18 protein-coding genes are annotated in these 25,281 nt (G+C 35.3%); 2 read left to right on the top strand and 16 right to left on the bottom strand.

The genetic code is table 11. The features are described from left to right. Window positions 1-40: 40 nt before the first annotated feature. The 6 genes from K8344_RS11830 to K8344_RS11805 form a co-directional block, all read right to left on the bottom strand. Window positions 41-2,164 (bottom strand): M3 family metallopeptidase, encoded by a 2,124-nt coding sequence (locus tag K8344_RS11830; RefSeq protein WP_237608895.1) that lies wholly within the window; start codon window positions 2,162-2,164, stop codon window positions 41-43. Between the two features lie 123 nt (window positions 2,165-2,287). Beyond that, the gene (locus K8344_RS11825; protein WP_237608894.1) at window positions 2,288-5,794 is read right to left on the bottom strand and encodes an HYR domain-containing protein; all 3,507 of its coding nucleotides are present in this window, start codon (window positions 5,792-5,794) and stop codon (window positions 2,288-2,290) included. A 339-nt stretch (window positions 5,795-6,133) separates the two neighbouring features. Next, window positions 6,134-6,793, bottom strand: coding sequence for a uracil-DNA glycosylase family protein (locus tag K8344_RS11820; RefSeq protein WP_237608893.1), 660 nt, complete (start codon window positions 6,791-6,793; stop codon window positions 6,134-6,136). 50 nt (window positions 6,794-6,843) lie between these two features. Further along, window positions 6,844-7,605: a peroxide stress protein YaaA gene (gene yaaA / locus K8344_RS11815; RefSeq protein WP_237608892.1), complete on the bottom strand. Its 762-nt coding sequence runs from the start codon at window positions 7,603-7,605 to the stop codon at window positions 6,844-6,846. A gap of 117 nt (window positions 7,606-7,722) precedes the next feature. Further along, a complete protein-coding gene (locus K8344_RS11810) occupies window positions 7,723-8,250 on the bottom strand; it encodes a DUF3124 domain-containing protein (RefSeq protein WP_262913428.1) in 528 nt (175 codons plus the stop codon). A 76-nt stretch (window positions 8,251-8,326) separates the two neighbouring features. Further along, window positions 8,327-9,802, bottom strand: a complete 1,476-nt coding sequence (locus K8344_RS11805) for a potassium/proton antiporter (protein WP_237608891.1) — start codon at window positions 9,800-9,802, stop codon at window positions 8,327-8,329. Between the two features lie 240 nt (window positions 9,803-10,042). Here K8344_RS11805 and K8344_RS11800 point away from each other — a divergent pair, with 240 nt between their 5' ends. After that, the gene (locus tag K8344_RS11800) at window positions 10,043-10,840 is read left to right on the top strand and encodes a HipA family kinase (protein WP_237608890.1); all 798 of its coding nucleotides are present in this window, start codon (window positions 10,043-10,045) and stop codon (window positions 10,838-10,840) included. Then, a complete protein-coding gene (locus K8344_RS11795) occupies window positions 10,818-11,201 on the top strand; it encodes a DUF3037 domain-containing protein (protein WP_237608889.1) in 384 nt (127 codons plus the stop codon). The genes K8344_RS11800 and K8344_RS11795 overlap by 23 nt, the downstream gene beginning before the upstream one ends. A 37-nt stretch (window positions 11,202-11,238) precedes the next feature. Here the strand turns inward: K8344_RS11795 and K8344_RS11790 are convergent, their stop codons facing one another. From K8344_RS11790 to K8344_RS11745, 10 genes are all read right to left on the bottom strand, one after another. Further along, window positions 11,239-11,616, bottom strand: a complete 378-nt coding sequence (locus K8344_RS11790) for a PH domain-containing protein (protein WP_237608888.1) — start codon at window positions 11,614-11,616, stop codon at window positions 11,239-11,241. Between the two features lie 30 nt (window positions 11,617-11,646). After that, on the bottom strand, window positions 11,647-12,147 hold the full coding sequence (locus K8344_RS11785) for a DUF4251 domain-containing protein (protein ID WP_237608887.1): 501 nt from the start codon (window positions 12,145-12,147) through the stop codon (window positions 11,647-11,649). A gap of 82 nt (window positions 12,148-12,229) precedes the next feature. Then, window positions 12,230-13,867, bottom strand: a complete 1,638-nt coding sequence (locus K8344_RS11780; protein ID WP_237608886.1) for an ABC-F family ATP-binding cassette domain-containing protein — start codon at window positions 13,865-13,867, stop codon at window positions 12,230-12,232. A 692-nt stretch (window positions 13,868-14,559) separates the two neighbouring features. Further along, the gene (locus K8344_RS11775; protein ID WP_237608885.1) at window positions 14,560-15,117 is read right to left on the bottom strand and encodes a PepSY-associated TM helix domain-containing protein; all 558 of its coding nucleotides are present in this window, start codon (window positions 15,115-15,117) and stop codon (window positions 14,560-14,562) included. A 55-nt stretch (window positions 15,118-15,172) separates the two neighbouring features. Next, on the bottom strand, window positions 15,173-17,578 hold the full coding sequence (locus K8344_RS11770; protein ID WP_237608884.1) for a TonB-dependent receptor: 2,406 nt from the start codon (window positions 17,576-17,578) through the stop codon (window positions 15,173-15,175). A gap of 62 nt (window positions 17,579-17,640) precedes the next feature. Further along, complete coding sequence (locus K8344_RS11765) at window positions 17,641-18,522, bottom strand: DUF808 domain-containing protein (protein ID WP_237608883.1); 882 nt, start codon at window positions 18,520-18,522, stop codon at window positions 17,641-17,643. A 227-nt stretch (window positions 18,523-18,749) separates the two neighbouring features. Further along, the gene (locus tag K8344_RS11760; protein ID WP_237608882.1) at window positions 18,750-19,823 is read right to left on the bottom strand and encodes an AOC03_06830 family ribosome hibernation factor; all 1,074 of its coding nucleotides are present in this window, start codon (window positions 19,821-19,823) and stop codon (window positions 18,750-18,752) included. A 197-nt stretch (window positions 19,824-20,020) separates the two neighbouring features. Then, window positions 20,021-21,514 carry an MDR family MFS transporter gene (locus tag K8344_RS11755; protein WP_237608881.1) on the bottom strand — a complete coding sequence of 498 codons (1,494 nt, stop codon included), beginning with the start codon at window positions 21,512-21,514 and terminating at the stop codon, window positions 20,021-20,023. 205 nt (window positions 21,515-21,719) lie between these two features. After that, the gene (locus K8344_RS11750) at window positions 21,720-22,688 is read right to left on the bottom strand and encodes an alpha/beta fold hydrolase (protein ID WP_237608880.1); all 969 of its coding nucleotides are present in this window, start codon (window positions 22,686-22,688) and stop codon (window positions 21,720-21,722) included. A 138-nt stretch (window positions 22,689-22,826) separates the two neighbouring features. Beyond that, entirely contained in the window at window positions 22,827-24,968 is a 2,142-nt protein-coding gene (locus tag K8344_RS11745) for a S46 family peptidase (protein WP_237608879.1), read from the bottom strand. Window positions 24,969-25,281 lie beyond the last annotated feature (313 nt).

Raw genomic sequence — 25,281 nt, 5'->3', positions numbered from 1 at the left:
TATTTGTAGAAGTATTGGAATACGTCAATATATAAGCTTTTTACTTCAAACCTCTAGCTTTTAGCATCGGCTCTATTTTTGGATCACTTCCTCTCCAAGCTTTGTACATTGATTCAAGCTCCATAGTATTTCCTCTAGACAATACCATATCTCTAAAACGCTGCCCGTTTTCACGTGTCATCCCTCCATTCTCTTCAAACCAATTGTAAGCATCGTGGTGCAGCATTTCGGTCCAAGAATACGAATAGTAACCTGCAGCGTAACCTCCAGCAAAAACGTGTGCAAAATACGTTGAACGGTATCTAGGAGGCACAGCGTGAACTACATCCAATTTAGTTCTATTTAAAGCGTCTTTTTCAAATTTAGCAACATCTTCTATCTTTTTATCAGCTGTAATAGTATGCCACTGCATATCTAAATTAGAAGCTGCTAAGTTTTCTGTAAGACTATAGCCCTGATTAAAAGTGCCAGAATTTTTAATTTTATCTATTAGTTCCTGTGGAATCTTTTCTCCTGTTTTATAATGCACTGCATAGTTTTTCAAAATTTCTGGATATAAGGCCCAGTTTTCATTGAACTGTGATGGAAACTCAACAAAATCGCGAGCAACTGCTGTTCCTGAAAGTGAAGGGTATTGTTGGGCTGCAAAAAACCCGTGAAGCGCGTGACCGAATTCGTGGAACATAGTCTCTACCTCATCGTAAGTTAATAGTGCAGGTTCATTTCCAGCTGGTTTTGGATAATTACATACATTATAAATTACTGGCTTTTTGTTGTATAGCTTAGATTGTGTTACAAAATTAGACATCCAAGCTCCTCCTCTTTTGCTAGGGCGAGCAAAATAATCTACATAAAACAGTCCTAGTTGGTCACCATTTTCTTCGAATAATTCATAAACCTTTACATCCTCGTGATACACAGGAATGTCGGTTCTTTCTTTATGAGTAATGCCATAAAGTTTGTTTGCAGCATAGAAAACACCGTTTTCCAAAACATTATACATTTCGAAATAAGGCTTAATCTGATTCTCGTCTAGGTCGTATTTTTCTTTACGCACCATTTCAGCATAATAATTCCAATCCCAAGGTTCTAAAGTGAAGTCTCCACCTTTAGATTTAATCATTTTTTGAATTTCATCAGACTCAACTTGAGCTTTTGCAGTTGCAGCAGCTATTAACCCCTCAAAAAACTTATTAATTGTTGCTGGACTTTTTGCCATTGTTTTCTGAAGACTCCATTCAGCATAGTTGTTAAATCCTAAAAGTTTTGCCTTTTGAGCGCGAACCTCAACTAATTCTTTAATTATATCGCTAGTGTTATTTGCTCCTTGATCTGCTCTGTGGAATGCAGCCTTAAATAATTTTTCACGTGTCGCTCTATTTTCCAAAGACGACAATAGTGGTTGTTGGGTAGTATTTAATAAAGCTACTGTCCAACCTTTTCCATCCTCATTTTCAATCGACTTAAGATAATCTTCATCTAATCCAGCCAACTCTTCTTTATTCGTAAAAATAACTGCACCTGCATTGTTAGCATCTAAAAGCACTTTACCAAACTTATTAGTAAGTGTTGCTATTTTTTCGTTATACTGCTTTAGTTTCTCCTTATCTTCCGAAGAAAGATTTGCTCCTGCTATTTCAAAATTCTCATAGTATACTTCTAAAAGCTTTAACGACTCAGCATCTAAATTTAATGACTCTCTTTTATCGTATAAAGTTTTAAAACGTTGAAATAATTTATCGTTTAGATAAATCATATCGTTTTGCGCTGCAAATTTTGGAGCCATTTCTTCTTGAATAGCTTGTAAGGTTTCGTTAGTATGCGAACCTGTTAGCGCATAAAACACTTGTGAAGCTCTTTCTAACAATTCTCCACTTTTTTCCAATGCCAGAACCGTATTTTCAAAAGTAGGTTCCTCTTCAGAATTTGCTATGGCCTGCACTGCATTTTTTTGTTCTTCTATACCCTTAAGCAACGCTGGCTTATAGTGGTCATCATTTAACTTTGAAAAATCTGGAGCACCATAAGGCAAGGTGCTTTCAGAAAATAATGGATTTTCTGTACTCATCTCATCCTCGCTTTTACTCTTACTCTCTTTCTCTTTAGAATTGTTACAACCTACCACTAGCAACGCTAGGGTAAGAAACGGAATAACTTTTTTCATTATGTTGATTTTTTAAAATATAACTGTAAAGATACGTAATAACCTTTCGCAACAAAATTGAAAACCCCTTCAGCAAAAGCTGAAGGGGTCTCCTTTTTTTGATTGGTTATTTTATAGTTTAAATTATTCTACAATCAAACGTTTAACAGTACTTACGTTGTCACCAACAATTTGAACAACATATACTCCTGTAGCAAGAGTCGAAATATCAACTGCTTTCTCCCCATGCATAGCGCTTAAGTTTATCTCGCTAACCATTTTACCACTCACATCGAAAATTGTCATCGACTCAAGAGCTATATTGGTTTTATTAACAAGGTTTACCATTGTGCTAGCTGGGTTAGGATACAATGTAACTCCAGTGTCTAAAGAGTTTTCATTTGCACCAAGCACAGTCTCAACAGTAAGTTCGAAGCTACAAGTAGAAGAGTTTCCATATTCATCTGTTGCAGTTAAAGTAATTGTATGTACTCCATCTGGCAAGGCAGCTCCAGGAGCTGGATCTTGCGAAGTAATAGTAACAGGGTCTGTACAATTATCCATTGCAGTAGCTTCTCCTGTTGCAAAGTAATCTGGAACTATATAATATAGGTTACCAACGCCCGGATCAACGGTTTGATCTGCCGGACAAGTTATTTCTGGTCCTAATAAGTCAACAACATTCACTTCTGCTACACACGAAGCAACGTTTCCGCTTGCGTCACTCACAAATACCGTTACCAATACTGGGGTACCTATATCTGCACAAGTTACAGTTGTTACATCTGTTGCTATAGTATCGATTCCACAAGCTTCATCGATGTTTGAAAGTAAAGCATAAGGATCGATGGTAGCTGTTCCATCTGCACCTAGAGCAACATCTATCATATTACCAGTTGCAGAAGTCTCGTAAGTAATCTCGAAGTTATCAACTCCAGCACCCCATCCCCAAGCACCTTCATCGTCAAAGGTAAAGCGAACTTGAAGATTAGCATTGGCGTATGGCATAACATCTATACTACCAGAGTTTGTAGGATCAGTATCAACGTCTACAAAGAAAACTTGTTGCCAAGCTGCACCATCGTATACGTCTACTGCAAGTGTACCATCACCTGCGAATTCCTGTAATGCATAGTCAAATGATATAGAAGCCGAAACAGCACCTGTAATATCATATGCAGGTGAAATTAAGGATACTAAATTTACTTCACCACTACCCGCTGCGTCGTCATTAAAAATTGCTGCGTTGGTAGGGAAATCTCCTCCGGTAGGCATATCACCAGAACCGAAAGCCCAATCTGCATTTCCACTAAGAACCTCAGTTGTCCATCCAGAAGGTATAGTTGATCCTTCAAATTCTTCTAATTCTGTAGTTACAGGTACAACACCACAAGTAATTACTGGTGCAATGTTGTCGATAACATTAACAACGGCTGTACAAGTTGCAGTATTTCCGCTTGAGTCGGTAACCGTAACTTCTACCATGTTCTCACCAAGGTCTGCGCAAGTAAAGTCAAGCCCTGAGCCCCCAGAAGTTTCATAGTGGATAGTACCATTAAATACTCTTGGTGCAAAGATTGGCGTTGTAAAAGGTGTATTTGAAGCAGCCCCTAAAGACATAGACATATCGTCGTTAGAGAAGTTTTGATTACTTCCGTCACCATTAGTATAATAGTGAGCATGTGTAGCATCTAATACCAATGCAATACCGTAAGTAGTGTTAGCACTTAATGTGATAGGGTTATCTAATACAGCATTAGAAGGAGCGTCTTGCCCTGCACCAGTTCCAGAACCAACTGCAACAGCTGTTCCCCATGCAGCGGCATTAGTCTCATTGCCAACATAAGTTCCCACTAGAGTATAAACATCCATAGTAAATGCACCTGGGTCTGCGGTATTTATATCAATTTCGGTTACATCTAAGTCGCTTGGTCCCACTGTGATATCGAAATATACAGCACCACCCATAGCTCCATTATTTCCAGAAGCAAATAGACTTGTTAGAGAACCTTGAGCTCCTCCACCAACACCTCCAGCGGTGATTGTGTATCCACAGGCTTCTGTAACACCTGTTACAAGATCACTAGGGTCTATACTTGCTACACCATTAGCATCAAGATATACGTCTAATCCACCACCTGAAGCAGCTTGATAGTTTAGTAAGAAATTGTCAACACCTGCACCCCAATTCCATCCTGTTTCGTCATCGAATGTGAATTTAACTTGGAAGGCATTATTTATATACGCAGTTACATCTATTGCGCCCGTATTTGTAGGATCAATATCCGCATTATCAGCTAAGAAAACTTCTTGCCAAGCCGCACCGTCCCATACTTCTGCACGTAGTAAACCTAACCCTGCGAAATCTTGTAAAGCATAATCAAACGAGATATCTGCAGCGGTTGCTCCTGTTAAATCGTAAACTGGGGAAATTAACTCTGCAATATTATCTTCACTTCCCGCTGCGTCGTCATCAAAAATTGCAGCATTAGTTGGGAAGTCTCCTCCAGTTGGCATTTCACCTGAACCAAAGGTCCAATCTTGAGAACCTAGAATTATATTAGTTGTCCATCCAGCCGGTACAGAAGATGATTCAAAGTCTTCAGACTCTGAAAAGTTTCCAAACCCTCCAACGCAGAACACTTCTGGTGCAGTAGTATCTTGTACCGTAACAGTAGCCGTGCAAGTTGACGAGTTTCCTGAGTTATCAGTTACCGTTAAGGTTACTGTATTTTCTCCAATCATTGAACAATCGAAACTTGAAATATCTAGAGTATAAGAAGCAATTCCACAATTATCAGTAGAACCGTTATCTATATCTGCACCTGTAATTGAAGCCATTCCAGTTACAGAATCAAGATCTACTGTGATGTCTTGACAAACCGCCACAGGAGCTTCGTCATCTATTACATTAACCTCAAACTGGCAAGTAACAGTATTACCATCACTATCGGTTGCAGAATACTCAACAACAGTTACTCCTAAAGGGAAGTCACTTCCACTAGCAGGACCAGCAGTTTGAGTTGTAGGTATAGCACCATCTTCAGTATCGAATGCAATCGCATCACTGAAATTCACCGCTGCAGTACATACGCCAGCCTCAGTATACGCTGTTATATCTGTAGGACAAGAAATAACAGGTGGGTTACCAACTACGCTTCCAACATTTACAGTGTAATCTTCAACTTCCCCAAAAGAGAAAGTACCACAAGGTCCAGGATCGGATGCCCCCCATTTCAACTTAATTCTCATACGAGTATCCCCAAGTGAGGCTGAAGCAGGAACAGTTATATTTAAAGTATGAGGACCACTAGATCCGATAGGACCCGCAATATTATATGCCTCACCAGCATCATCCAAAATACCGTTTTGATTCCAATCTATAAAGGCATATAAATAATCACCACCATCAGGATCTATAGTGATTGATAATTGTTCAGTTCCTCCAGGACTAAGACTTGCAACCATACTTGTAAAATCGCTATATCCTGGATGAACGGTAGTAGAATTATTTATGCCCGCAAAGGTAACATTTGTAATTTTTTCATATGTGGTACTGTTTCCAGCAGCAGCACAATATTGGGCATTGGCTTGCCACCCCAAGGAGGTAAGAAATAATGCCATTAAGGTTAAAAAGGTAATTTTTTTCATAAAACATAATTTAAGTTAATAGTTAAAATCACGTTAAATGTACAGCATTTTATATTAAATGACAAATTATTCTGAAATGCGTCATTAAAATATTAAACAAGTCGCAATTTTATTAATATTTTAAACTGTTTTTCTAAAAAAATTACACAAATATCTCCTTTACAGATATTTACAAAATCAGGAGAATCAACTGTGAAAATTTTACGATATCTCGACTAAAATGAATTTTGTATTAACCCACTGTTAAAATAAGTTGGGTAAAATATTTTGAGGGCTCTAAAACAAAACACGAGTTTACATAAAATGTACTACCTGAATAATGGAAAGTAAATAGTAAAACTAGAAGAATGGTTTGTACTGTTGTACTCGGAAATCTATTGTAGTTTTTTGGGGAAATTCTGCTTTCATTTTTTTATATGAAGCAAGACTTCCTACTGCCCTATTTGCCGCTCCAGAAGGAGCTATGAGAGAAACTGTTTTTATTTCTCTACCGTCATTTGGCAATTGAAAAGAATGTATTCGGGGTACTTTGTTTGAAATTACCTTAAGTGAAATATTGTACTCTTTTAATTTTCTTCTAAAGAAGTATTCTGGCCCATTTTTACTATTTCCCCCTGTAAAGAGCAAGGTATTAATCTTTGGATTTTGCTGAAGTATCACTACCAAATCGCGTAACTCTACATCGCTCATTCCAATATCTGAAGCATCAACCTTTACTCGTTTTGCTGAGGCTACCATATCACAAATACCAATTCCTCGATTTATAAGAAATCGTTCACGCTGTTCTATAGCTTCAGCGGTATTTTCGAACTTTAAATTTAAATTGAATATTTTGTCTAAAATAAGCCATAATTGTCCATCACGACTTCCGTAACAAAAATCGACGTCCCCTACTTTTAATTCCCCTGTAGTGAAACGTGGTGGTGGTAGCGTTCCTACAATCAACTTAGTTGCTGTTTCAGGAATGAATGGAGGATATGGATGTATATGATGAAACAAATGCAATATAGAAATTAGATTACTACTTTCAATTTAGGGATTTTAAAATGTTATCTTATAAAAACTGGTTCAGTTTCTTTTTCGGTGTATTCTTCGCTGTAACCATAACCATCGTAATCAAAAGCTTTTAAATCATCTAAAGATTTTATTTCTTTATCTATTGCATAGCGAGCCATACTACCTCTAGCCTTTTTAGCAAAGAAAGATATTATCTTAAGCTTTCCATTTTTGAAATCTTTAAAAACAGGAGAAATTACAGGAACTTTCAATTTTTTTTCATCTATAGCATTAAAATACTCAACACTAGCAAGATTGATAAAAAGTTCATCATCTTCTAATTCTTTGTTTAAAGTTTCAGTAAGAGTTTTTTTCCAAAAGCCATACAAGTCCTTTTTCCTATTAACAGAAAACTTTGTCCCCATCTCTAAACGATAAGGTTGCATTAAATCTAAGGGACGTAATACTCCATACATTCCAGACAGAATACGAAGTGAGTCTTGTAAAAGATCGAGTTTTTCTAATGGAATAGAATAAGCGTCTAATCCCGTGTAAACATCGCCTGCGAAAGCATAAACTGCAGGACGAGCATTTTCAGCCGTAAAAGGAGTATTAAATTCTTTATATCGTTGGTAGTTTAGTTCAGCAAGCTTATCACTAATATTCATTAATTCAGCAATTGCCTTTTTACTCTTTCTTTCAAGTTTCTTATTAATGAGCTCTGCCTCTTTTACAAACTGTGGCTGAGTGGCACGAGGGGTTGGAAGTTTAGATTCAAAATCCAGCGTTTTTGCAGGGGAAACTACAATTTTCATTTTTTTAGCTTTTGTTTCAAAAATAACGAAAAGAAATACAACTCTACAAAATGTTATCAGCTAGAAACCACTGTAATTAAATATTCATTAATAAACAAAAGACACCAAGCAGGAGAACTACTCTATTCTTTTTCCTAATGTTGTAAAACTTAGCCCTTGAGCACCGCGTAGCGATGTCATTATTGCTTCAAAAATTGGCTCTGGTGTATTCACATTAGAAGACCAATCAAAAATAAAATTGGCCCCACTACCCCCATAATTATCGGCTTCATCAATTACAATCTCTACTGTTTCAAGTGGTTTTAAAAAAATCGGTTTTTTAAAATATTGTCTAATCAAATCGCCATTGGTATTGTAATAATTGGCATTAGATATAAATACAGTATCTGTTTCACTTACATTCCTCAAACTTATCATAGCCGTAAGATTCTGAGTTTTCTTTAATGAAATACTATAAATGTGAGAATATACACTTAGATAGGTTTTTCCGGTTTGCAACGAGTCATTCTTCAGTAAAAATGATTCATTTTCAATATAATGATCTTCCCAATGATTTGGACTAAAAGAGCTTATTTCAGTAGTTTCTTCGCAAGCTGAAAAAACCCCAAACAGAATAATTAATATGACGAATTCTTTAATATTCAACTAGGTTTTTATTTATTGTTACAACCATAAAATTACGATAATTTATTGGTTTCAAACTTAACTATGCGAATTTCGTTTACGCAGCTGAGAACTCTCGAATATTTAAAGCTTTAAATACTTTTTTAATTCCTTCTTTATTTTCTGAAAGCACGATAAGAACATCATCTCCATCAATTACAGTATTCCCATTAGGGGTGATATACTTATCCCCTCTTTTTATCATTGCGATAATAGCGGTTTTAGGAAATTCTATATCTACTATCTGTTTCCCAACTACTTTATTTCCATTAGCAATTCCAATTTCGCGCATTTCCGTTTTAGGATGTTCTTCTAAAAATTTCTCGGAAGGGGTTAGTATTTTTTGACTACTTGGAATACTTACATTCAACCATTTTGCCACTACCGAAAGTGTAGTTCCTTGAATTAAAATTGATGTAAGTGAAATAAAAAACACTATATTAAACATCATATTTGCTTTGTCGATTCCGGCTAACAGTGGATAGGTAGCAAATACAATTGGCACTGCTCCCCGTAATCCAACCCAAGAGATGTAAAATCGCCTACGCAATTTCATTTTAAATGGAATTAAGCTCATAAAAACTGCAACTGGACGCGCAACGAAAATCAAAAACAACGATATTACAAGTCCGATACCAATTACCGGGACAATTTGCGAAGGAAACACCAAAAGCCCTAAGGTCAAGAACAGTACGATTTGCATCAGCCAAGCTAGACCGTCGTACATTTTTAAAATAGTTTTTTTGTGAATTAAATATTGGTTTCCTAAAAACACAGCACATATATAAATAGCTAGAAAACCATTTCCTCCCACAAAATCTGTTACCGAGAAGGTGATAAACATCAATGCAATTACCAACACTGGGTAAAGACCTTCAAAGTCTAACTTTATTCTGTTAATAATAATCTTACTTAATTTCCCAAAGCCAAAACCTGCAATTGTTCCAAGAATCATTTGCTGAAAAAACAAAGGAATCATCGAAACCAAACCTTGGTCTTGATTAACCACTAAGCCTAAAAATGCAATTGTAAGCACATAAGCCATTGGGTCGTTACTTCCGCTTTCCATTTCAAGAGTAGGTCGTAGATTGGCGCGTAGAGCAAGGTTTTTAGACCTTAAAATTGAAAAAACTGCAGCTGCATCTGTAGAGGAAACTATACTTCCTAAAAGTAAGCTTTCGTAAATTGTAAAGTCTGTGATATAATATACAAATGTTCCTAAACCAATAGCCGTTAAAAACACACCAATTGTAGAAAGAGCAAACCCTTCTTTCATAATGGGCTTTACGGCTTTCCAATCGGTATCAAGCCCTCCAGAAAAGAGTATAAAATTTAGTGAAATAATTCCTATTAACTGCGCTATTTGAGGATTGTTAAAGCTAATCCCTATTCCATCTTCACCTGCTAACATTCCGATTCCCAAGAAGAGCACCAAAGTAGGAACGCCAAATTTATACGAAGTTTTACCTGCTATAATACTTATAAAAAGTAGAATTGAGCCAACAAGCAGAATGTTTTCAATGGTTAGATTCAATAACTTTATCTTTTAAAATATTAGGATGATTGCAAAATACAAATTAAAATTTGTAAAATTATCTGCTATTTACATTTTTAATTCTCAACAGAAACAACAAGAAGGTACTTCTCAAATAATAAGGTTCTAAAATCTGTTATCATTGACAATTCAAGGCTTTGTAAAATTTTAAGCACCCACTAATAATTTCACTTGTGTATTCTACTACCATATTCACAAATAACACTAATTTTGTAAGCGATGACTAAGAATAAAATTGAACTTCGCACCGTTAACGTTACGCGCTACATCACCCCACTTCGGGAAGGCGGTTCGTTACCTGCATTGGCAGAAGCCGATGACGATTTTAAATACGTTTTAAAGTTTAGAGGCGCTGGACATGGCGTAAAGGCTTTAATTTCAGAATTGTTGGGTGGCGAAATTGCAAGGACAATGGGACTAAGAGTGCCTGAGTTAGTATTTGCAAACCTCGATGAAGCTTTTGGACGTAGTGAAGGTGATGAAGAAATTCAAGATTTATTAAAAGGAAGTCAAGGCCTAAATTTGGCTTTACATTTCCTATCAGGTGCCTTAACATACGATCCTGTTGTGACGGAAGTTGAAGAAGAATTAGCTTCAAAAATAGTTTGGTTGGATGCTTTTATCACCAATATAGACCGTACGGTAAAAAATACCAATATGCTTATTTGGCATAAAGAACTGTGGCTTATCGATCACGGAGCAACTTTTTATTTTCACCATTCTTGGGGCGATTGGAAAAAAGCAGCACAGAGTCCGTTTTCATATATTAAAGACCATGTTTTATTACCTCAAGCTACTAAAGTTGAAGAAATAAACAATCAAATGATTTCTCTTTTCCCAGATGACAAGCTACTTGAAATCACTAATCTTATCCCTTTAGATTGGCTAAATTGGGAAGGCACAGATTTGAATCCAGAGGAAATTAGAAATGTATATTATCAGTTTTTAGTACTGAGAAGAAACCATGCAAACAATTTTGTAAAACAAATTCAAGATGCCAGGAAAACACTTATATGAATATGCGGTAATACGTTTAGTACCCCGCGTTGAACGTGAGGAGTTCTTGAATGTAGGTATTATACTTTTTAGTAAAGGTGCAAAATACTTGAGCTGCAAATACCATATCGACACTAAAAAACTTAAAGCCTTTTCCTGCGAACTAGAAGCTGAAGAGATTGAAGACAACCTCAAAGCTTTTGAGAAAATTTGTTTGGGAGCAAAACAAGGCGGGCTAGTTGCACAATGGGAAACTTCCGACAGATTTCGATGGCTTACCGCACAACGAAGCTCATCATTACAAACCTCACGCCCTCACAATGGTTTTAGCAATGACTTAGATGCTACCCTTGAGCGATTGTTTGAAGAGTTGGTTTTATAAGGTATAAGAATTTCATCACTAAGTGAATTAAACCAAACTACAATACCTTGGCAGCTAAATACTTTTGCACTTCGTAGATATCAATACTCTTGTTGAATTTCTTACTTACCGTTGGCGTATCTTCGCTTGAAATCCAAATTTTTAGTTCTGCATCCAAATCGAATGTCCCAGCTGTCTCTAATGAAAAGCGAGATATATGTTTATAAGGCAAACATTTAAATTCGGCTTTGCTTCCAGTTACACCTTGAACATCAATTAGAATTAATCGTTTATTTGTAAACATAAAGACATCACGAAAAAGCTTAAAACCAAGTTCTATAACTTCTCCTTCTATTAATAGTCGGCTGTATTTTTCGGTTAATTTTTCGGAAGAAACCTCACTTGCGTTACCAAGAATTTTATTGAATAGACTCATATATTATAAGAGTAATGGATTAGCTGTTAATTATTTAACGGAAATAATTTCTCCATAATAACTTATGGTTCCTCTGTTGTTACTACTAATGGTAAGCGTAGCATACCCAGAATTACTCACTGAAATTGCAATTGAGAAAGTATCATTATCGTCTTCAACTTTGGTTTGAACGTGATATCCTTTGTCGATATTTTCTACTTTAAAATCCTTCGGCTTGCCATTAAAACGCATTCCCTTATCCTTACTCATATTCATACCGCTATATGCCCGTCCATAAAACGGCAAATGACTCTTTACCATTTTTGGAGAAAAGATAATAGCGTAATCACTCCCAACTAAGTTTTTTGAAGTCCCTCCAGTAGGATAAGCTGTATTTGCTATAAATTCAAAATTTTTGGAGTTTAATAAAGCCTCTACACTATTCTGTTGGGCTGAAATAGAAAGATTATTTTTTAAGAGCTTATCTTGAGCTTGTACGTTTACAAACCCAAAAGCAACCAGTGCTGTGAATATTAAAATATGTTTTTTCATGATATTTATTTTTTGAATGAAACGAAGAGTACAACAATTATACCGCATTCGGGTTTCAGACTACAATATAAAACGAATAAATTTACGCTTTTAAATCGATTTCTTTTAAGTTTTGAATTCTATTACGCTCAAGGAAATCGTCAATACTTTCAAAATGCTCGATTACTCGTTTGTCTTTAAATTCAAAAACCTTTTCAGAGAGACCTTGAAGAAAATCACGATCGTGGGAAACCAAAATTAAGGTACCATCAAACTGAAGCAGGGCTTCTTTTAAAACGTCTTTCGACTTTAAATCTAAGTGGTTTGTAGGCTCATCGAGAATTAAAACGTTTACGGGTTCCAGCAATAATTTCACCATTGCTAAACGTGTTTTTTCACCTCCAGAGAGCAGGCCTACTTTTTTATCGATATCATCACCGCTAAACATAAAGCGACCGAGAATATTTTTTATTTGGGTTCTAATTTCACCTTTAGCAACCTCATCTACGGTTTGAAAAACAGTAAGTTCTTTATCTAAAAGTGCTGCTTGATTTTGAGCAAAATAGCCCACCTCAGCGTTGTGACCTAAAGCACAAGTTCCCTCAAAATCTATTTCGCCCATTATGGCTTTAATCATTGTTGATTTACCCTCACCATTTCTACCAACAAAACTTACTTTCTGACCTCGAGAAATACTCATATTAGCATCTTGAAATACCACATGATCGCCATACTTTTTTGTAAGCCCCTCAACAACAACGGGGTAATCGCCACTTCGTTGTGCTGGTGGAAAACGCAAAGCTAGGGCCGAATTATCGATATCGTCAATCTCTATAATTTCAAGCTTTTCCAGCATTCGTTCGCGAGAATTTACTTGATTGGTTTTTGAATAAGTTCCTTTAAAGCGTTCTATAAACTGTTTCGTTTCTGCTATAAACTTTTGTTGCTCCTCGTATGCTTTTATTTGATGAGCACGTCTATCGGCACGTAATTGTAAATAGTGGCTGTAATTGGCCTTATAATCGTAAATACGCCCCATAGTTACTTCAATGGTTCTATTTGTAATATTATCGATAAACGTTTTGTCGTGGGATATTACAATTACTGCTTTGGCTTTATTCAGCAAGAAATCTTCTAACCAAATAACCGACTCAATATCAACGTGGTTTGTGGGCTCATCTAATAGAATTAAATCTGGCTTTTGGAGTAAGAGTTTCGCAAGTTCAATGCGCATACGCCATCCCCCACTAAACTCTGAAGTTTGTCGATGTAAATCACTTCTTTTAAACCCTAAACCACGAAGCGCTTTTTCAACCTCAGCCTCATAATTTATCTCTTCAAGTGCGTAATACTTTTCACCTAACTCTGCAACTTTAGTTATGATATTCATATACGCATCACTTTCGTAATCTGTTCGAGTTTCGAGTTCTTTATTAAGGCGATCTATTTCATCACGCATCTCAAATATCTGAGCAAAAGCTTTAGACGCTTCTTCAAATACAGTGCAATTATCTTCCGTTAATAAATGCTGAGGTAAATACGCGATTACTGTATCCTTTGGAGCACGTACATTTCCTCGTGTAGGTTTTTGAACCCCTGCAATTATTTTCATCATAGTACTTTTACCAGCACCATTCTTACCCATTAGGGCTATTTTATCGTTTTCGTTTACTACGAATGACACATCCCTGAAAAGCGTATCGCCACTAAACTCAACTGCCAAATTATCTATTGAAATCATATTCTGATAGGTGTTTAATAGAACGTTGAACTTAAATGAAAGACAAATAAGGTATTGCCAAAATAGGTGTTACACGTCCAAACGTCATATTTTTTTTAAAGGCTGCAAAACTATTAAAAGAAAGTGGATTATAAGTTATAACTCTAGTAAAGTAAATCGAGATAACGTGAGATGAATTTTCACCAAGTTTGATTTTTTACTGAAATAATTCAGAGTCTATGTTGTGGAAAAAGTTGAAGACATAAGAATCTTTAAATCAAACATATAAACCCATTTTATATTCACAATAAATACTTGTTTATCAATTTATAAAGTGATATGTTTGTCCTTCTATCAAAAAATCCCCCGTTATGATTAGACCGAATAATTTTAATGAATGCGATAGGAATACTCCTCAGTTAAGAAAATCCATAATTTCTTATTATAAATTATATACCATCTTTTTGATATAATTACAGCACTTGTGTGTTATATGAAATAATATTTTTCAGGTATTTTGAAGCTTTACGAAAAATTTTACACCAAAAAGTATAGGTATATAAGACAACGATTCACATTAAAATTTAAAGGCTAATTTTTTAGCAATTCATAAAATTAATATTAGTTTGTTTTTTTTTAAATAGTTGGTTTGATGATGAAAAGGGCCAATGTCGATTAACTTGACAGGCCCTTTTTCAGTTCTATAAAAACCCTTATTTAGCTCTTTTCATAAATTTTGGACCAACCCAAAGCCAAACTCCGGTAATAACGAATAAGAATAAAGAAAGTCCCATTAAGGTGTTATAAAAAACTTTGAATGCTCCGTTTTTTATATTTAACCAATCGTCAACTATTGAACCGTCGTGAATCTCTTCAATTAAATCGGAAATTCTTCTGTCTATACTTAAAACTTCACCAGTAGTGGCATCTAGTTGGATTTCGTGATAACCTTCTTCAAATACGAACTTCATCATTCCCTTATCTGGTCTAGCATCAATTCGGTCTAATTTTAAAGATAGATTAGAATCGACATTTTCGTGAAGAGTTTTTGTCGCTATGCTATGCAATGAATCTAAAGGCATCCATTCTTCAATATTTGTGGAAATTCCCTTTTCAGATTTCGGAAGCATTATTCCGTAACTGTGTTTCTTCCATCCCAATAACAACCCCGTAACAGCCATTATTAAAAACAACACTGCAAGAAAAATTCCCATCAAACGATGAATTTTCCTAGTAGATCGCAAAATGGCAGCGTGTTTTTTTCTATTCATATTATATAATATGTCAATGTTTCTTCAACTCTAAAGAAACCGTAATTATTAGCGTTTAAAAGTGAGCAGTTAACGATAAAATAAAATTTCGCCCTGCCCCTGAAATACCCGAACTATATGAGCGGTAACGTTGATCTGTTATGTTTTCGACCCCACCACTTATATCAAATGTATTTGAAAGCTTATAATAAGCTTTATAATTTAATGTATACCAAGACGGGGCATGAGGGTTACCATTTTCATCTAAAGCATATATTTCAGTTTTTCCTTTTTCTCCTTCAGGTAGGTCGTTAAAATCACGTTTACCTTGGTAGTTCACGTTTAATTCCATTCTTAATTTATTCTTCTTGTAATTTAAGCGTGATACTCCAAAAAATGGTGAAGAATGACGTGCAGGACTAGTTTTCCCGTTCTCTAATTCTTCTTCTCCTTTCTGAAAGTTTACATCTGTAGAAAATCCAAACCCTCTTGGTAGTTTTAATTCTACTCCCGCCTGAACTCCATAAACATGTGCAACTGCAGCATTCTGAATTGCTTGCACTTGACTTAGTTCTCCTTCATAAATTATACTATCACGGCCATTAAGTTTAAAATCTCTTCGAACTAATGCATCTTTAAGTGAGGTATAGTATGCAGTAACATCAAGTTTTACAATATCACCAAACACTTTAGCAATACCTAAATCGGCATTATAAGCATATTCAGGTTTTAAATCGGGATTAGGAACAACAACACTTCCTGGTTCAGAATCGAAAACTTTCCCGATATCATCAACATTTGGAGCTCTAAATGCTGTACCCAAGTTTGTACTTAAAACTAATGTTTTAGTTGGTCTGTAAACACCTCCTATACTCCCAGTAAGTGCGCCTTTGCTAATACTTGCTTTTGAAAAAGGAAAAGAGTAAAAACTAGTATCAAAGTCTGAGTCCAATAAAATATGATTGTATCGCGCTCCTGCACTTAAAGTAAAATCTTCAGAAACTTTATATTCATCTGTAACGTAAACCGCTAACGATTGCCAAGTTGAAACAGGGTACCTTGAGGGTGCAGCCTCTGTAATACCTGTAATAATATCTTTAGTTTTCCCTTTAGAATTTACATCGTCTACAACATATTCCACTCCATAAAAGAAGGTGTTATTATTGCTGGTACTTTTTACAAAATCTAGGTTTACAGAATATGCGCTAACTTCTTCTACTTGATGGCTACGAGAAGTTTTATTGAAGTTTCTACTTAGCCTACTCTCTTCAAACCATTGATGCGCCAATCGTATGCTCATTTGGTCAAATACTGCATTGTTTGCGGTATGGTTAATATTTAAATTATTCATCATCCATATTTGTGGCCCGTAATCCCACTCGGCATATCTTGGCAATCCATTTTTTAAGCGGTTATGCCTGTCGTATCTGCCGTATGGAGAAGTTTCTGAATAGTGAAATCCATACTGTAAATCCCATTTTTCATTTGGCTTAAAGCGAATTTTCTGCATTAAATTAATTTGTGAATAAGCTGAAGGGATTTGTAGTAATTCGTCATCTTGGTTTATAACCATGTCCGAATCCCCTTGTCGCTGAACATAGAAATCTTTTATATAATCGTCTGGACCATGTCTTCCTTGACGAAGATGATTGTAATCCCAGGATGTAAAACTTGTAATGAACGCCCAACTTTTAAAACCTAGATTTACATCTAAATGTCCTGTTTTTTCATTATTTGCTGATGAATATCTAGCACTTGCTTTCCCTGTGATATAAGGTTTATCGGTGAAGGTGAATTTTGGAGTTAATGTTTGAAAGCTCATTACTCCACCAATAGCATCACTACCATAAATTACAGAACCTGGACCGAAAAGCACTTCGGTATTTTCAATTGCAAATGGGTCTAAACTTATAACATTTTGAAGGTTTCCAGAACGAAAAATTGCGGTATTCATTCGTACACCATCTATAGAATAAAGTAAACGACTAGTAGCAAAACCACGAATTATAGGGCTTCCACCTCCCTGCTGACTCTTTTGCACAAAAACCTTTCCTGAAGTACTAAGTAAATCTGCAGCTGTTTGAGGGTTTTGAAGCGCAACATCCTTGGCAGTAATAGAAATAATTTTGGAAGCTACATCATCACTATTTTGTCGCCAACGTGAGCCAGATATAACCACTTCATCTAAATTGAAGTTTGATATTTCTAAATAAACTTCGAAGTTTTCAGACTCTAATTCAGCATAGCTTTTGGTGATAGATTTATATCCTAGTGTTCGAATTTCAATTTTTTCAATGTTATTAAAAGCTGAAATATCAGCTTGTCCTTTGGCATTTGTAGTGGTATATAAATTCGTTTTTACATTCGAAACAGTAACCAATTCAATAGGCTCATTAGATTCTTTTTCTCTTATAGTTATTGTTTGACCGAAGCCATTAATCGCATAACCTATTAATAAAATTAGAGTGAAAATATATCTCATAGTTATAATCCTGAAGTAAAAACTTATTTCAGACGTTTAAATACTTTAAATTAAAATTTGTGCTATTTATCTCCTTTGATAACCTTCCAAAACTTTTTCGCTCCTATTACAACAAGTAAGCAAATAAAGCCAATAATTAAGCCAACAATAAATTCACCTACAAAAGAAGGTAATGATGGTAGGAAACCGTGAAAGTAATCTACATTATGAACAAAAATCCCTCCGGCAACCAATAATAAAGCAATAGTTCCAATAACACTTAAGCTTTTAATTATAATTGGTAATGCCTGTACTAAGAATAGCCCTAACGATTTTTTAAAGCTTTTTCCTTCTTTGCTGCTTTTTATAAGCTTAAACCCTACTTCATCCATACGCACTATAAGTGCAACAATACCATAAACACCTACAGTAGCCAATAGAGCAATAATACTTACAACTATTATCTGTGTTGCAAGGGGTTGCGTTAGAACAGTTCCTAATGCAATAATTACAATTTCTAGCGAAAGAATAAAATCGGTTATAATGGCAGATTTCACACGCTCATTTTCGTAAGCTAAAATTTCTGCTTCACTCATCTCTACATCTACTTTCTCTTTTTTGGAATGAGCGTGAGGAAAAATAAATTCGTATATTTTTTCTGCTCCTTCATAAGCCAAATATAATCCTCCGAGTAGCAAAATAATCGTAACAGCAATCGGTATAAAAGCACTTAATAAGAATGCAATTGGAAGAATAATCAACTTGTTGATAAAAGACCCTTTAGTAATAGCCCACAAAACTGGAATTTCTCTGGAAGATGCAAAACCTGAAGCTTTCTCAGCGTTCACAGCTAAGTCGTCACCTAATATACCTGCTGTTTTTTTTGCAGCAACTTTACTCATTACTGCCACATCATCAAGTAAAACTGCTATATCATCAAGTATTGCGAAGATTCCTGAAGCCATAAAATTTTCTTTTAAATTTTAGCAAAAATAGGCAAGTTGACATTAAACTTCTTATAATTATTGCCCAATTTACTTTACTTCAAGCTATATCAGTGAATTCATCTTATTTCATGGCTGCACGACATTAAATGCGAAAATTAGTTTCTCCTTTAATATGAAAATAAAAACCCGATTTACTTTCTGAATTGAAAGCAAATCGGGTCTAATAAACAATAACTACTAAAAGACTAATAACGTGTTATCGCTCCAAATCCATTAAATTTTGATAATTCTCCTTTAGGAAGAAAAACCACATCCCCGCCAAAGTCCATATTGGCTTCAATCATTTCGTCATAAATATCGTCAATTACTCCCTTATCGTTTCTCTTCTCATCTGACACATATACTATTTCATCATCCTTCATAACTGCAGGTTGAAACAAACCTTGTTCGATAAATAGTGTTTGAATTTTCCCTTCAGAAATTGCTCGCCAGATTTCATTCGTATCGCTCAAAAATTTATTCTGCCCAACTGCCTTTTTCAAATCTTCCTTTCTCGCATTATTTTTTTGAACGATATATTCTTTTACAACTTCCCAACTTTCTTCTACTATAGTATGAGCAGGCTCGTTAATCATATTCTTATTAAGATATACTTCAAAAATACTATTCTTATTGTCGGCAATCTTTAGGTATTCATTATGATTTTCCTCTAGCCCACAAATTAGAACTGGTAGAGGGTTATCTTTTCGTACCTCATTCACCAATTTATCCGCCTGGTTAAAGTATTCTGCAATCAAACTTGTTTGTTTTGAAGCAATTGCGGCTGCAGCCCTATTTTTTGAGAAGAACTGGGTGTTTTCATAAGGGAAAGGATTTCCTACCTCCTGAATAACCTTATCATTCATCACTTCAAGAAGTCTAGTTTTTTCCTGACTTAAAACCAAAATAAAATAATGAGTTTCTAAGTGCATGGCCCTAATTAAATCACGCGTAGCGAAGGTATCGTCTATTACTACCCGGTCTTCAACTTTTATTGGCAAACGAGTAAACTCAGCAATATCGTCATTTACAAAAAGCAATAAACTTTCTAAATTCTGGCTATGGTCGATAGAAGAAGCTAGGTTGTTTAACTTGTCTATCAAGCCTGTAGCATTCCGCTTTGTAGTGTCTGCCATTAACCTATCTTCGGCTTCTTTTATAAGATTTTTTAAACGTAGTCCATCATTTAAATAATCTGGTTTTGTTCTATGCGTAGTTGCTATAACTGTGATACAATTTTCAGAACGTATGTCTTTTAGTTTTTTCAATGTTATGTTCATATTATTTATTTTTTAAGTTAATACTATTTCAAGTCACAAAAATTCAGCTTTAAATTTCGTGTACTTTTGATAAGAATCTAATTAAAACTCATAAGTACTAACATAACCAAAATAAACGTAAGAAACTATGACATAAGTCATTAACACAACATTAACGAAGTATAGATTTTAAAATTAAAAGAGATGAAAAATAGTTTTTATTCTTTTACTGAAGGAAATTTAGCTGGAGTTAATAATAGAATAATTAGAGTAACTAATCCCGCTACTACCATACTTATATAAACATTATTAGTAGCATAAAAGAAAGATTCTCGTAAGTATAGACTTACTTCTGATACAGAAGTATGAGTTTGTAAGACCTCAACCATTTTATTTACTCCTGGCAGTTTTCCTTGTAAAACCTCTGGAGCGTTTTGCAACTTTTCAGATATTGTAGCGTTAAAGACAGCCGCAAATACAGCTGCACCTATACTCTGCCCAAAATAACGCGAGAAGATATTAGTACCTGTTACAACTCCTCTTTGCCCCCATACAACAGTAGACTGCACTCCAACCAAAAGTGGGGTTGTAATTAATCCAAAACCTGCTCCTAATGTCATTTGAATTGCTACTAAGCTCCACACTGGCCCTGGAAAAGGAATTAGCAGAAAACTTGCTGCACCTAATATAACAATTATAATTCCACAAAGAGCCGTGTTTCTGAATCCTACGCGCAGATAAAGCTTTCCTGATAAGGACGAAGACAATGGCCAGGTAATACTCATACTTGCCAAAATAAACCCAGCCGCCATAGCACCTACTCCAGAAACTGATTGCGCAAATACTGGAAGATACATACTTGGCCCCATAGTAGCAATCCCCATTCCTATAGTTGCTAAATTAGCCCTTAGGATAACTTTCTTTTTCCAAACCCATGCTGGTAAAATGGGTTCTACTGCTCTTCGTTCTATTCGAATTGTTATGAATATCAGCAAAACTGCTAATAATAAAATCCCCAAGGTGTTAAAAGATAACCATGGCCAAGATTGTCCACCTTGTAGTAAACCAAACATAATAACCGTTCCAGTTACAAGCATTGCCAATGCTCCTGCCCAATCTATTTTGTGATGGTTGTTAGGTTTGTTCTCATGAAGATAAAAAATTATTAATGCTATTGCTCCAGCACCGATAGGTAGGTTTATTAGAAATATCCATCGCCACGATGCATAATCTGCCAAGGCTCCACCCACTGCAGGTCCCATTATTGCAGAAACACCCCAAACACTAGACAACCAACCTTGAATTTTAGCGCGTTCTTGAATAGTATAAATATCTCCTGCTATGGTATTTACAGTAGCCATTATGGCTCCAGCTCCTACAGCCTGCAACCCTCTAAAAAAAATTAATGAATGCATATTCCAAGCCGCAGCACAGGCAGCAGAACCAAGAAGAAATATTAAAATTCCAAAAATGAGTATTGGTTTCCGTCCATAGATATCTGCTAACTTTCCATAAATGGGAATCGTAACCGTTTGTACAAGTAAATAGATTGAAAACAACCAGCTAAAAAGTGAAAAACCACCAAGATCACCAACTATTTGAGGAATTGCTGTAGCAACAATAGTATTATCCATTGCGGCTAGCATCATAGTAATCATGAGTGCAAATAACACCCAATTTCTACGCATTTCTTTTACTGGTTTATCGTGCATTTTCCTATTTCACTTTTGCGCAAAGATAGCCCTTCAAATACTTCTGTATATTTTGAAATTGAATAAAAATTCCATTAATATGAAAGCGTTGACAACTAGATTTTTTTGAAGAAATAATATGAAATAATGAATCTTCAAAAAGATAATAATCGTTAACAGTATGTAAATAGAAAAATTAAGTTCACTGAAGCCTTCTAGTTAACTCCTACTCCGCTTTATCTATGTTATTGAGAAAGTTTAAAACTTTCTTATTAACTACTTCAGCTTGGTCCACCGAGACAAAGTGGCCTGCATTTGGAACGACTTCGGCGTGACTATTTGATATATTGCTTTTTACTACACCAATAGTTTTTTTGCCGTTAATTACATCATCATCACCAATCAAAACAAGTGTAGGCATCTTTAAGGTTTGTAAACTTTTATTAGGAAATGGCGTCATTTGCATCATAAACTTAGGAAGAGTATCATTTTTCACCCCAATTCTATATTGTTTTAAATAATTCTTATTTATCGCGTTTATGTTGCTTGACATCGTTTCCAGCTCTCTTTCTAACTTCTTTTCATCAGAAGAAAGTGCATTAACTATATTTTTAATTAAATCGGTACTAGGCGGAATCCACATAAAAGTTTGTGCAGGACTCAACAAAACTAGACTTTTAATATCTCTTTTACTTTTCGTTGCCAAATCAACAGCAAACCAACCTCCTCTTGAAGCGCCAACAAGATGGAAAGAATCTAATTTTAGCGCCCATAAAACCTCTTGATACCACTCAGTAATTTCATCTATATTATTAAAATCGGCTGTTTTATAAGATTTTCCTGGCTCAGACAATAGGTCGATTGCGAATATCCTATAATCTTTCACTAAAGCTTTAGCATTGGGATACCACATAGTAGAACTAGCATTCATTCCATGTAGCAAAACAACTGGAGTTGCTTTTCTATTTCCGCTTACTACCACATGCGCTATACCGTGAGAGGTGGTTATATAAAGCTCTTCATAATCAACGCCCCATTGCTTCATAGTTTCATCGTAAGCCTCAAAATATGCTTTGTGTTTTTTACTAGGCGCTGTAATATAATCAGGCTTTTTAGAAAACTCGGCGTACTCGTTTTTACAAGCAGCAAATAATGCAAGCGTAAGAAAGATCAACAGAAATTTTAAGTTTTTCATTCAGATATTATTTGACGGTAAATGTAGTAAAGAACTTTAGTGTTGATGGTTAATCTTTTTATAATAAACATTAGAATTAAAAAAGCCCACAAGTCTATTAATAAGACTTGTGAGCTTTAGTAGTAAATAATAGTTTACTTATTCAGCTATTGTCATTTCATCAATAAGATGAGTTGCACCAGCTAATTTGTCTATAATAAATAATACATAACGTATATCTACATTGATAGTTCGTTGTAATTGGTCGTCAAAAATAACATCTCCAGCCATTGCCTCAATATTACCGTCAAATGCAAGTCCAATTAACTCTCCTTTTCCGTTTAGAACAGGAGAACCAGAGTTACCACCTGTAATATCATTATCTGTTAAGAAGTTTACTGGAAGGTATCCATCCTTATCTGCATACTGACCAAAATCTCTCTTTTCATAAAGGTCGATTAGCTCCTTAGGCATATCAAATTCATCGTCACCAGGCTGATACTTAGCCACTGTTCCCTTTAAAGTAGTATAGTAGTTTTTGTTAGCATCGTTACGCTTATCTTCTGGCAATGAAATAACTTTCCCGTAAGTTAAACGCAGAGTACTGTTCGCATCTGGATAGTATTTTTCGTCTGGATTTTGCTCTCTCATTCCTTGAACCATCAATCTAAATGCACGGTCGAAATCGTGACCTAATTGAGTTTCTTCTTCCGACTTGTAACGGTAACGCTTTAACAAGTCAACAGAAAGTTGGTACAACGGGTCATTTTTAAGAACCTCAGCATCTGGGTTAGCCATGAAGCCTTGTAACTTTTCTTTAGATTCAAAAATACTATTTTGTAGTGCATTGTTTAAATATTCCTTCCATCCATCTTCGGTTTTATTAGCCTCTTTAGCAATCTCAGCTATCAAAGGAGCGATGTTTTTAGCTTTTGTGGAGTATAGTTTAAACTGAGCAGCCAACACATCTCTTTCTAATGGAAGGTAAAGTCCGTCGTAAAGATTGTTCATTTCTGTTTCCAATTTTGGCTTTAATTCCGCTCTTTTAGCATCATTTTGATCGATGTAATATTCAATAGCAGATCCTAAACGGTAAGGAAGTGTAGCCATTCTTGTTCTCAACAACAAGCCTAAGTAATTATTATGACTACTTGCTTCATTTGTTTTTGCGTAGTAATCATTGATAGTTGGAATTACATTAGCATATTTCTTATTAGCTTTTTTAGAAGCCCATTTCTGAAATTTCGCTTCAGTTTCACGCTTAGTTTCCGCAGTTTTATGATGTTTTAAAGCATCAATCATCCCTTGACGGTTTTTCCAATAATTAGCAATAGACGCATAGCTAGATGCATAGTCTAATTTTACTTGCTGGTCGCGGTCCATATAGTCCTTCATTACATCCATAGATGTTTTTGAAGCCTCAACCCAAGCAGGGTAAGCATATTCTACATTTTGCTCAATTCCACCCGCCGGCATCCAACGGTTAGTACGACCTGGGTATCCAAGAATCATAGCAAAATCATTTTCTTCAAATCCTTTGATACTTGTAGTTAAGTGATGTTTTGGCTTTAAAGGCACGTTATCTTCAGAATATTCTGCTGGGTTACCATCTTTATCCGCATAAACTCTAAAAAGAGAAAAGTCACCTGTGTGTCTTGGCCATTCCCAGTTATCGGTGTCGCCACCAAACTTTCCTATACTAGCAGGAGGTGTTCCTACTAAACGTACATCGTTATAATCTTGGTAAACGAAATAGTAAAATTCATTTCCTTCATAAAATGATTTAACTGAAACTGTATATTTTCCACCTTCGTTATTCTCTTGTTCGATTAAAGCTATTTCTTTATTGATTGCTGCTTCGCGCTCTAGTTCGGTCATTTTATCGTTAACCTTGCTTAAAATACGTTTAGAAACATCGTCCATTCTTACAAAGAAACGAACAGAAAGACTCTTAGGCTTTAGTTCCTCTTTGTGGTTTGCTGCCCAATATCCATTTGTTAAATAATCGTTTTCAGCAGTAGATAACTCAGCAATTTGGCTATACCCACAGTGGTGATTAGTTAACACAAGACCTTTATCCGAAATTATTTCAGCAGTACAACCACGGTTAAATTGAACAATAGCATCTTTTATACTAGAGTTGTTTATACTGTATATTTCTTCAGGTGTAAGTTGAAGCCCCATTTTTTGCATATCGCGGTAATTCAACCGTTCAATGTGCATTAAGAACCACATACCTTCATTTGCTTGTACCGGCAAAACGAAGATTGCGATAAATAAAGAAAGAATAAATTTTTTCATTAGTGAATGTAATTATTGATTAAATATGAATTGAAAATGATCTTGTTATCACACAAAATTTTCAGCTTGTAAATATAGTGGATTAACCATTTTAACTGCGAAAATCCCTTTGAAAAGAGTTGTAATCATTAAAATTTAACTTTTTATTAGGAATGATCAAGTTAAAAATAAAACCCCTTCCGTCTTTTGTCAAAATGCCAAAAGACACCTTACCCTGGAAGAAACCTCGAACATTTCATTAAAAATTCTTAGAAGGGGAAGGGGCTGTGTGTATAAAAATAATTAAACATGTGCGGATGTTTGAGAAAAGCCC

This window comes from Aequorivita xiaoshiensis (assembly GCF_022008395.1).
GTDB lineage: Bacteria > Bacteroidota > Bacteroidia > Flavobacteriales > Flavobacteriaceae > Aequorivita > Aequorivita xiaoshiensis.
Note: the sequence above shows the minus strand (reverse complement) of the source record. Positions and strands in the feature narration are given on the sequence as shown.

Excerpts from the sequence above, each read along its gene's own strand:
- K8344_RS11830 (WP_237608895.1), bottom strand. The coding sequence starts at position 2,164 with ATGAAAAAAGTTATTCCGTTTCTTACCCTAGCGTTGCTAGTGGTAGGT.
- K8344_RS11790 (WP_237608888.1), bottom strand. The coding sequence starts at position 11,616 with ATGAGTCTATTCAATAAAATTCTTGGTAACGCAAGTGAGGTTTCTTCC.
- K8344_RS11825 (WP_237608894.1), bottom strand. The coding sequence starts at position 5,794 with ATGAAAAAAATTACCTTTTTAACCTTAATGGCATTATTTCTTACCTCC.
- K8344_RS11785 (WP_237608887.1), bottom strand. The coding sequence starts at position 12,147 with ATGAAAAAACATATTTTAATATTCACAGCACTGGTTGCTTTTGGGTTT.
- K8344_RS11755 (WP_237608881.1), bottom strand. The coding sequence starts at position 21,514 with ATGCACGATAAACCAGTAAAAGAAATGCGTAGAAATTGGGTGTTATTT.
- K8344_RS11750 (WP_237608880.1), bottom strand. The coding sequence starts at position 22,688 with ATGAAAAACTTAAAATTTCTGTTGATCTTTCTTACGCTTGCATTATTT.
- K8344_RS11745 (WP_237608879.1), bottom strand. The coding sequence starts at position 24,968 with ATGAAAAAATTTATTCTTTCTTTATTTATCGCAATCTTCGTTTTGCCG.
- K8344_RS11795 (WP_237608889.1), top strand. The coding sequence starts at position 10,818 with ATGCCAGGAAAACACTTATATGAATATGCGGTAATACGTTTAGTACCC.
- K8344_RS11760 (WP_237608882.1), bottom strand. The coding sequence starts at position 19,823 with ATGAACATAACATTGAAAAAACTAAAAGACATACGTTCTGAAAATTGT.
- K8344_RS11780 (WP_237608886.1), bottom strand. The coding sequence starts at position 13,867 with ATGATTTCAATAGATAATTTGGCAGTTGAGTTTAGTGGCGATACGCTT.
- K8344_RS11770 (WP_237608884.1), bottom strand. The coding sequence starts at position 17,578 with ATGAGATATATTTTCACTCTAATTTTATTAATAGGTTATGCGATTAAT.
- K8344_RS11765 (WP_237608883.1), bottom strand. The coding sequence starts at position 18,522 with ATGGCTTCAGGAATCTTCGCAATACTTGATGATATAGCAGTTTTACTT.
- K8344_RS11800 (WP_237608890.1), top strand. The coding sequence starts at position 10,043 with ATGACTAAGAATAAAATTGAACTTCGCACCGTTAACGTTACGCGCTAC.
- yaaA (WP_237608892.1), bottom strand. The coding sequence starts at position 7,605 with ATGAAAATTGTAGTTTCCCCTGCAAAAACGCTGGATTTTGAATCTAAA.
- K8344_RS11775 (WP_237608885.1), bottom strand. The coding sequence starts at position 15,117 with ATGAATAGAAAAAAACACGCTGCCATTTTGCGATCTACTAGGAAAATT.